Origin of the sequence: Streptomyces sp. LS1784 (assembly GCF_020103755.1) — a bacterium.
In the GTDB taxonomy this organism is placed as follows: domain Bacteria; phylum Actinomycetota; class Actinomycetes; order Streptomycetales; family Streptomycetaceae; genus Kitasatospora.
This window is the reverse complement of record NZ_JAHSQD010000388.1, coordinates 1-7,847: the sequence shown is the minus strand read 5'-3', so window position 1 is coordinate 7,847 and position 7,847 is coordinate 1. Positions and strand designations below refer to the sequence as shown.

The following is a 7,847-nucleotide window of genomic DNA, read 5'->3' as shown; positions in this document are numbered from 1 at the left end:
GGCGGGTCGGCGGCGTAGGCCCCGGCCAGGGCCAGCACCGCCGCCGCCGAGGCGCCGCCCGCGGCCAGCCACCGCTTGCCCCGCACCGTCGTCGTCGCCGTGCCCGCTTCCGTCCGCGTCTGCGTCTGCGTCTGCGTCGGGTCCATTCCTGCCTCCCGGTGTGCTCGTCCGTTGCGGACCATTGGAGAAGGCGCGGTGTTGCGAGGACGTCTGCGCAGGCCGATACGTTTTCGATAGACCCCATCCGGTCCAATAGAGTGCGAACGGCGACGACGGGAGAACGGCACGTGCGGGTCCTGGTGGTGGAGGACGAGATCTACCTCGCGGAGGCGGTCCAGGCCGGCCTGCGACTGGAAGCGATCGCCTGCGACATCGTCACCGACGGCGACGCGGCGCTGGAGCGCCTGGCCGTCCACAGCTACGACGTCGTCGTCCTCGACCGCGACATCCCCGGCACCCACGGCGACGACGTCTGCCGCAGCATCGTCCAGCGCGGCCTCGGCTGCCGGGTGCTGATGCTCACCGCCGCCGCCCGGCTGAACGAGAAGGTCGCAGGCTTCGAACTCGGCGCCGACGACTACCTCACCAAGCCCTTCGACCTCGCCGAACTCGTCGTACGGCTGCGCTCGCTGGCCCGCCGCCCGGCCCAGGCCACCCCGCCCGTCCTGGAGTACGCCGGGCTGCGCCTGGACCCCTTCCGCCGCGAGGTCTACCGGGACGGCCGCTACGTGGGCCTGTCCCGCAAGCAGTTCGCCGTCCTGGAGGTCCTGATGACGGCGCGCGGCGGCGTCATCAGCGCCGAGGACCTGCTGGAACGCGCCTGGGACGAGAACGCCGACCCCTTCACCAACGCGGTCCGCATCACCATCTCCGGCCTGCGCAAACGCCTCGGCGACCCATGGGTGATCCAGACCGTGCCGGGGGTGGGCTACCGCCTCACCGGCCCCGGAGGGGAAGGCACCCCGCGGTGAACAAGCCCCCCCGTGCCGAGCGCCCGCCCGGCAAGCGCCGTCCGGGAAGCCGCCCGCGCCGACTGACCGCCCGGATGCGCCTGACCTTCAGCTACACCCTCTTCGCCGTCACCGCCGGCACCCTCTCCCTCGCCGTGGTCTACGTCGGCATGCGCTACGTCCCCAACTACCCCCTCACCTCCTCCAACCCGCGCTACCGCTCCGACGCCCCCTCCCGCCAGGAGATCCTGCACTCCCTGCTCACCGCCAGCGGCTACGCCCTGGCGCTGCTGACCGCCGTCGGCCTGGCCGGCGGCTGGCTGATCGCCGGCCGGGTGCTGCGCCCGCTGCAGGACATCACCCGCGCCGCCCACACCGCCGCGAGCGGGGCGCTGGAGCACCGCATCGCCCTCACCGGGCCGCGCGACGAGTTCACCGACCTCTCCGACGCCTTCGACGAGATGCTCGAACGCCTCCAGCGCTCCTTCGAGGCCCAGCAGCGCTTCGCCGCCAACGCCTCCCACGAACTGCGCACCCCGCTGGCGATCACCCGCACCATGCTCCAGGTCGCCGCCGCCGACCCGGCCGGCCAGGACTGGGGGAAGCTCGTCACCCGCCTCCAGGACACCAACCAGCGCGGCATCGAGATCAGTGAGGCCCTGCTCCAGCTCGCCGACCTCGGCCACGCCCCGCCCGACCTCGCCCCCGCCGACCTCGCCGCCGCCACGGGGGAGGCGCTGGCCGCCGTCCGCGACGAGGCCGAGGCCCTCGGCATCACCCTCACCGCCGACCTGCGCCCCGCCCCGACCACCGGCAACCCCGTCCTGCTGCGCCAGGCGGCCGTCAACCTGCTGCACAACGCGCTGCGGCACAACCTGGCCTCCGGCGGGCGGGTCACCGTCGCCACCGGGGCCGACCCGCAGCGGCCCGGGCGGGTGCGCCTGACCGTCGCCAACACCGGCCCGCAGCTGACGGCGCAGGCCGTGGCCACCTTCACCGAACCGTTCCTGCGCGGGCGCGGGCGCACCGCCGAAACCGACCCGGCCCGCCGCGGCCACGGCTTGGGCCTGGCGATCGTCGCCGCCGTCACCGAAGCCCACCACGGCCAACTCCACCTCGCCCCCGATCCGGCCGGCGGCCTGCGGGTGACCCTCGACCTGCCGGGCTCACCCGAGGGGTAGCGGTTCAGACGGGCTCGGGGAAGCGGTCGATGTTGCGCTCCACCCAGGTGCGCAGGTGCGCCAGCGGGACGCAGGCGTCCGCGCCCAGCGCGGTGAGGCTGTACTCGACCCGCGGGGGGACCTCGGCGTGGATCTCGCGGTGGACCAGGCCGTGCTCCTCCAGTCGGCGCAGGGTCTGGGTGAGGACCTTGGGGCTGACGCCCTGCAGACGGGTGCGCAGCGCGCCGAAGCGCTGCGGGCCGTCCTCCAGGGCACCCAGCGCGAGGGCGCTCCACTTGTTGGCCAGCAGGTCGAGCATGTCGCGGCAGGGGCAGGCCGCGGCGTAGACGGACTTGGGGTCGGTGCAGTCGGGGGCGTGGGTCTTCGTCGTACGGGTCGTCGTCACGCGCCGATGGTACCCGTCGGGTACTGCTTCGGTACCCAATGGGTAGCAATGGTCCTTGCGGGTAACCACTACCTTTCGCATACCGTCGCCGACGTGCCCGGACAGCGAGGGCACGCCACCCCCTGACGAGGAGACCCCCTGATGGCCGAGATGCCCGCGACGACCACGATCCCGGCGACGATGCCCGCCGTCGCCTACCGCAGGAGCCTGCCGGTCGACGACCCGCAGAGCCTGCTCGACATCGAGCTGCCCGTACCCCAGCCGGGCCCGCGCGACCTGCTGGTGCGGGTGGAGGCGGTGGCCGTCAACCCGGTGGACCACAAGGTCCGGCAGAACGCCGACCCGGGCGGCGAGCCGCGGGTGCTGGGCTGGGACGCGGCCGGCACCGTGGTCGCGGTCGGCCCGCAGGTGGAGCTGTTCGAGGTCGGCGACGAGGTGTACTACGCCGGCGCCCTGGAGCGGCCCGGCGCCAACTCCCGCTACCACGCGGTGGACGAGCGCCTGGCCGGCCGCAAGCCGGCCACCCTCTCCTTCGCCGGAGCCGCCGCGCTCCCGCTGACCGCGCTCACCGCCTGGGAAGGCCTCTTCGAGCGCCTCGGCCTGGGCACCGGCGGCCCGGAGCAGGGCGGCACCCTGCTGGTGACCGCCGCCGCGGGCGGCGTCGGCTCCCTCGTCACCCAACTCGCCCGTGCCCTCACCGGTCTGACCGTGATCGGCACCGCCTCCCGCCCGGAGTCGGCCGACTTCGCCCGACGCATGGGCGCCGACCACGTGATCGACCACACCCGGCCACTCGGCCCGCAGCTGGCACGGGTCGCCCCCGGCGGCCTCGACCACGTCTTCAGCACCGTCGCCACCGACCGCAACCTCACCGCCTACGCCGAGGCCCTGAACCCCTTCGGCGGCATCGTCGCCATCGACGACTTCGACTCCCTGGACATCGGCGTCCTCAAGGGCAAGAGCATCTCCTTCCACTGGGAGTTCATGTTCACCCGCTCCCTGCACGCCACTGCCGACCAGGCGGTGCAGCACCGCATCCTCGACCGGGTCGCGCGCCTGGTGGACGCGGGCGTCCTCGCCACCACCGCGACCCGCGACCTCGGCCCCGTCAACGCCGCCAACCTCCGGGCGGCCCACCGCCTCCAGGAGTCCGGCACGGCGATCGGCAAGACGACCCTCACCGGGTTCTGAGCGGATGCCCCGGCGCACCGGCCAGATCGAGGCCCTCATCGCCGCGAGCGGCGGGGCGGTGGCGGCCCTGGCCGCCAGGGCCCTGCTGTCCGGCGTGTACCAGCACCACGGGCAGGCCGTGGCCGTGCTCGAAGCGTTCGACGTCGCCGTCCTGGCCGTCGGCGCCGCCGCGGCCGCCCTGATCTACCGGTGGCTGCGGCGGCGGCCGGAGGACTGACGCCCCGCCTGAGCCACCTGGTGCGACAGGACACCTAGGGAGCGGGTGCGTAGCCGCGTGCGTGGACGAGGTCGTGGGTGAGGCGGGTGAAGGCGCGGGTGGCGGCGCTGCGGTAGGCGCCCTCGCGGTGCAGGAGGGTGACGGTGCGGGTGGGCAGGGGCGGGTCGAGGGGGACGGGGGTGAGATGGGGGTGGTCGTGGGTGATGGCGTCGGGCAGGACGGTGGCCAGGCCGGTGCGCCGGACGATCTCGGTGAGGGCCTGGACGGAGTTGGCCTCGACCGTGATGCGCGGGGCGGCCCGGTGCCGGGCGAGGTATTCGTCGATGTGACCGCGGGTGGCGAAGTCGCCGCTGAGCAGGGCGAGTTGTTCGTCCTTGAGGGCGTGGACCGGTAGCGGGCCGGGCGTCGCCCCGGCGCGCGGGGCGCCGGTGACGAGGCTGAGGGCCTCGGTGAACAGCGCGGTGGCGGCGATGCCGGGCAGGTGGGTGCCGCTGAAGGCGATGCCGAGGTCGAGGTCGTCGGCGAGCAGGGCCGCCTCGATGCGGTCCTGGGTCGCCTCCGTCAGGGTGAGGCCGACGCCGGGGTGGCGGGTGTGGAGCTCGGCGGTGAGCGGACCGACCAGGTAGGCGGTGAAGGTGGGGGTGACGCCCAGGCGCAGGTGGCCGCGGGAGAGGTCCTGGACGTCGTGGACGGCGCGTTCGGCGGCGGCCAGGTCGCGCAGCGCGCGGCGGGCGTGGTCGGTGTAGACGGCGCCGGCGTCGGTGAGCCGCACCGTGCGGCCGGTGCGGTCCAGCAGCTGTACGCCCAGGGTCTTCTCCAGCTGCTTGATCTGCTGGGAGAGCGTGGGCTGCGAGATGTGCAGCTCCTCGGCGGCGCGGGTGAAGTTGCCGTGTTCGGCCACGGCGAGCAGGTAGCGCAGGTGACGCAGTTCGGGAGCAGCCATGGGAACGACTATAGATACAACCAATAGTTTCTATGCCTGATGCCTCTTAGACACTATAGGAGCAGGTCATGCATGGTGGATCTCACCAGCCCACGGGGCCGATCACCACCGAGAGGAGTGACCCGTGCAGGACCTCACCGAGGGCGTCGCCCGCTTCCAGAGGGACGTCTTCCCGGCCAAGGCGGAGCTCTTCGCCCATCTGGCCACGCACCACACCCCGCACACGCTGTTCATCGGCTGCTCCGACGCCCGCGTCGTGCCCGAGCTGATCACCGGCACCGAGCCGGGCGACCTGTTCGTCATCCGCACCGCCGGCAACCTGGTCCCCGCCTACACCCCCGAGGCCGACGGGGTCGCGGCGAGCATCGAGTACGCCGTCGCCGCGCTGGGCGTCAAGGACATCGTCGTCTGCGGTCACTCCGCGTGCGGCGCGATGACCGCGCTCGCCCAGGGCCACGACCTCAGCGGCGCCCCGGCGGTCGCCGCCTGGCTGCGGCACGCGGACGCCTCCCGGGCCCGCACCGCCGCCGCCGGTGACGTCGACGCCCTGGTACGGCAGAACGTGCTCGCGCAACTGGCGAACCTGGCCACCCACCCCTCGGTCGCCAGGGCCCTCGCGGAAGGCGGGACCACCCTGCACGGCTGGGTCTACGACATCCCCACCGGCCGCGTCGAGGACCTGGCCGCCGCCATCCCCGCGCTCGCCGCCTGACCCCCGCCCCCGTACCCCCGCACGCCACCCCCGTCCCCGGTGACGTGCCCCCTCTCCACCCCGAAAGGACGCAACCGTCATGGTGCACGCCCAGTTCAACCAGAGTGCCCGCGAGGCGCTGGCCGACGCCGCCGTCGAGGCCAAGATCCGCAAGAACCTCTCCTGGAAGCAGATCGCCGAGGCCTCCGGCCTGTCGGTGGCCTTCACCACCGCCGCCGTCCTCGGCCAGCACCCGCTGCCGCAGGAGTCCGCCGAGGCCGTCGCCGAGCTGCTGGGCCTGGACGAGGACGCGGCGATGCTGCTGCAGACCATCCCGGTCCGCGGCTCGATGCCCAACCGCATCCCCACCGACCCGACCATGTACCGCTTCTACGAGATGCTCCAGGTCTACGGCACCACCCTCAAGGCCCTGGTCCACGAGGAGTTCGGCGACGGCATCATCTCCGCGATCAACTTCAGGCTCGACGTGAAGAAGGTCGCCGACCCCGAGGGCGGCGAGCGCGCCGTCATCACCCTCGACGGCAAGTACCTGCCGACCAAGCCCTTCTGACCCGGCACCGGCACCCGCGTCACCCACCGGGCACCACCAGGGGCGGGCCGGGAACACCCGGCCCGCCCGGAGGCCCCTCATGGACTTCGCCCGGCGCGCCATCGACCGCCCCGCGCCCAGCGCCACCACCTGCGAGGTGCTCGACCGCCTCGCCGCTACCGGCGAACTCCTGCGCTGGTGAACCCCGGTGGGGCGGAGAACCGGCCCGGCCGGCTTCCCGCCCCGGCCGGCTTCCCGCCCCGGCCGGCTTTCCGCCCCGGCCGGCTTTCCGCCCCGGCTGCCCGCGGGCGTCAGGCGCGGTGGTACTGGACGGGGGTGGTGACTTCGCCGCCGAGTTCGGCGGCGGCGTGGCGGGCCCAGTAGGGGTTGCGCAGCAGTTCGCGGCCGAGCAGGACGGCGTCGGCGTGGCCGCCGGCGAGGATGGCCTGGGCCTGGGCGGGGTCGGTGATCAGGCCGACGGCCGCCACCGGCAGGTCGGTCTCGCGGCGCACGGCCTCGGCGAAGGGCACCTGGAAGCCGGGCGCGGCCTCGATGCGGGCGTCGGGGACGATGCCGCCGGTGGAGACGTCGAGCAGGTCGACGCCGTGCGCCCGGAGCTCCTTGGCGAGGCGGACGGTGTCCTGTGAGGTCCACCCCTCGCGGCCGTCCTGCGCGTTCTCGGTGAGCCAGTCGGTCGCGGAGACGCGGAAGAAGACCGGCAGGTCCTCGGGCCACACCGAGCGGACGGCGTCGACGACCTCCAGGGCGAAGCGGATGCGACCCTCGAAGGAGCCGCCGTAGCCGTCGGTGCGGTGGTTGGCCGCGGGGGAGAGGAACTCGTGGACCAGGTAGCCGTGGGCGCCGTGGATCTCGGCGACCTGGAAGCCGGCGTCGAGCGCACGCCGGGCGGCGTCGGCGAACTGCCGCACGATGTCGCCGATCCGGGCCTCGGTCAGCTCGTCCGGCGTGGTGTGGGCGGGGGAGAAGGCCTCGGCGCTGGGGCCGACCGGGGTCCAGCCGTGCTCCTCGCCCGGGGCGACGGGGCCTCCGCGGTCGACCCAGGTGCGCTCGGTGGAGGCCTTGCGCCCGGCGTGGGCGAGCTGGATGGCCGGGACGGTGCCCTGGCTCTTCAGGAAGGAGGTGATCCGGCGGAAGGCCGCGGCCTGCTCGTCGTTCCAGATGCCGAGGTCGTACGGGCTGATGCGCCCCTCGGGGCTGACCGCGGTGGCCTCCGTGATGATCAGCCCGGTGCCGCCGGCGGCGCGGGCCGCGAGGTGGGTGAAGTGCCAGTCGGTCGGGACGCCGGCCGCGTCCCCGTCCGGGGCGGCGCTGTACTGGCACATCGCCGGCATCCAGATCCGGTTGGAGACGGTCAGGGCTCGCAGGGTGAGCGGGGCGAAGAGAGTGGTGCTCATGTCGGACTCCCGGTGGGGTCGGCTGGCGCCAGGACGAAGGGGCGAGCATGCAACTTTTGCAGATGCATTTACATTCATGAACAATAGTTGCGCGTGCAGGGACTTGCAAGGGTGTTCCGTCGGCGCCTGCTGCGGCATCGACGGCCGCAACGGACCCGAACATCACCCGGCCTGCCGCGCCACCCTGGAACGCCCGCGGGGAGCGGGAGCCCCGTGACGCCGGACGGCGCCGCCCGGAGGAACCGGACGGCGCCGTCGGTGGCGCAGGGGAGCGGCCTCGGCCGGCCGTCAGCGCGCCGTCTGCGGGACGCGCCGGGTCGGGAC

The 7,847-nt window shown here is 73.7% G+C and carries 9 protein-coding genes; 6 read left to right on the top strand and 3 right to left on the bottom strand.

All coding sequences use genetic code 11. The annotated features are described in order from the left end of the window. Positions 1–287: 287 nt before the first annotated feature. Both KS423_RS32005 and KS423_RS32000 read left to right on the top strand, forming a co-directional pair. On the top strand, positions 288–971 hold the full coding sequence (locus KS423_RS32005) for a response regulator transcription factor (protein WP_224283260.1): 684 nt from the start codon (positions 288–290) through the stop codon (positions 969–971). Continuing rightward, positions 968–2,131: a HAMP domain-containing sensor histidine kinase gene (locus KS423_RS32000; RefSeq protein WP_224283259.1), complete on the top strand. Its 1,164-nt coding sequence runs from the start codon at positions 968–970 to the stop codon at positions 2,129–2,131. The genes KS423_RS32005 and KS423_RS32000 overlap by 4 nt, the downstream gene beginning before the upstream one ends. A 4-nt stretch (positions 2,132–2,135) precedes the next feature. Here the strand turns inward: KS423_RS32000 and KS423_RS31995 are convergent, their stop codons facing one another. Then, positions 2,136–2,516, bottom strand: coding sequence for a helix-turn-helix domain-containing protein (locus tag KS423_RS31995; RefSeq protein WP_224283258.1), 381 nt, complete (start codon positions 2,514–2,516; stop codon positions 2,136–2,138). A gap of 180 nt (positions 2,517–2,696) precedes the next feature. On the opposite strand from KS423_RS31995, the gene KS423_RS31990 reads away from it, so the two are divergent. Together KS423_RS31990 and KS423_RS31985 are read left to right on the top strand one after the other, a co-directional pair. Then, entirely contained in the window at positions 2,697–3,707 is a 1,011-nt protein-coding gene (locus KS423_RS31990; RefSeq protein WP_374120063.1) for a zinc-binding alcohol dehydrogenase family protein, read from the top strand. Between the two features lie 4 nt (positions 3,708–3,711). Continuing rightward, complete coding sequence (locus KS423_RS31985; RefSeq protein ID WP_224283257.1) at positions 3,712–3,924, top strand: hypothetical protein; 213 nt, start codon at positions 3,712–3,714, stop codon at positions 3,922–3,924. Between the two features lie 34 nt (positions 3,925–3,958). Here KS423_RS31985 and cynR read toward each other — a convergent pair whose 3' ends face one another. Further along, the gene (cynR, locus tag KS423_RS31980) at positions 3,959–4,867 is read right to left on the bottom strand and encodes a transcriptional regulator CynR (RefSeq protein WP_224283256.1); all 909 of its coding nucleotides are present in this window, start codon (positions 4,865–4,867) and stop codon (positions 3,959–3,961) included. Between the two features lie 124 nt (positions 4,868–4,991). On the opposite strand from cynR, the gene KS423_RS31975 reads away from it, so the two are divergent. After that, the gene (locus tag KS423_RS31975; protein WP_224283255.1) at positions 4,992–5,579 is read left to right on the top strand and encodes a carbonic anhydrase; all 588 of its coding nucleotides are present in this window, start codon (positions 4,992–4,994) and stop codon (positions 5,577–5,579) included. Between the two features lie 79 nt (positions 5,580–5,658). Further along, a complete protein-coding gene (cynS, locus tag KS423_RS31970) occupies positions 5,659–6,129 on the top strand; it encodes a cyanase (RefSeq protein ID WP_224283254.1) in 471 nt (156 codons plus the stop codon). Positions 6,130–6,419: 290 nt separating this feature from the next. Here the strand turns inward: cynS and KS423_RS31965 are convergent, their stop codons facing one another. After that, positions 6,420–7,523, bottom strand: a complete 1,104-nt coding sequence (locus KS423_RS31965; protein ID WP_224283253.1) for an NADH:flavin oxidoreductase/NADH oxidase — start codon at positions 7,521–7,523, stop codon at positions 6,420–6,422. Positions 7,524–7,847: the final 324 nt, after the last annotated feature.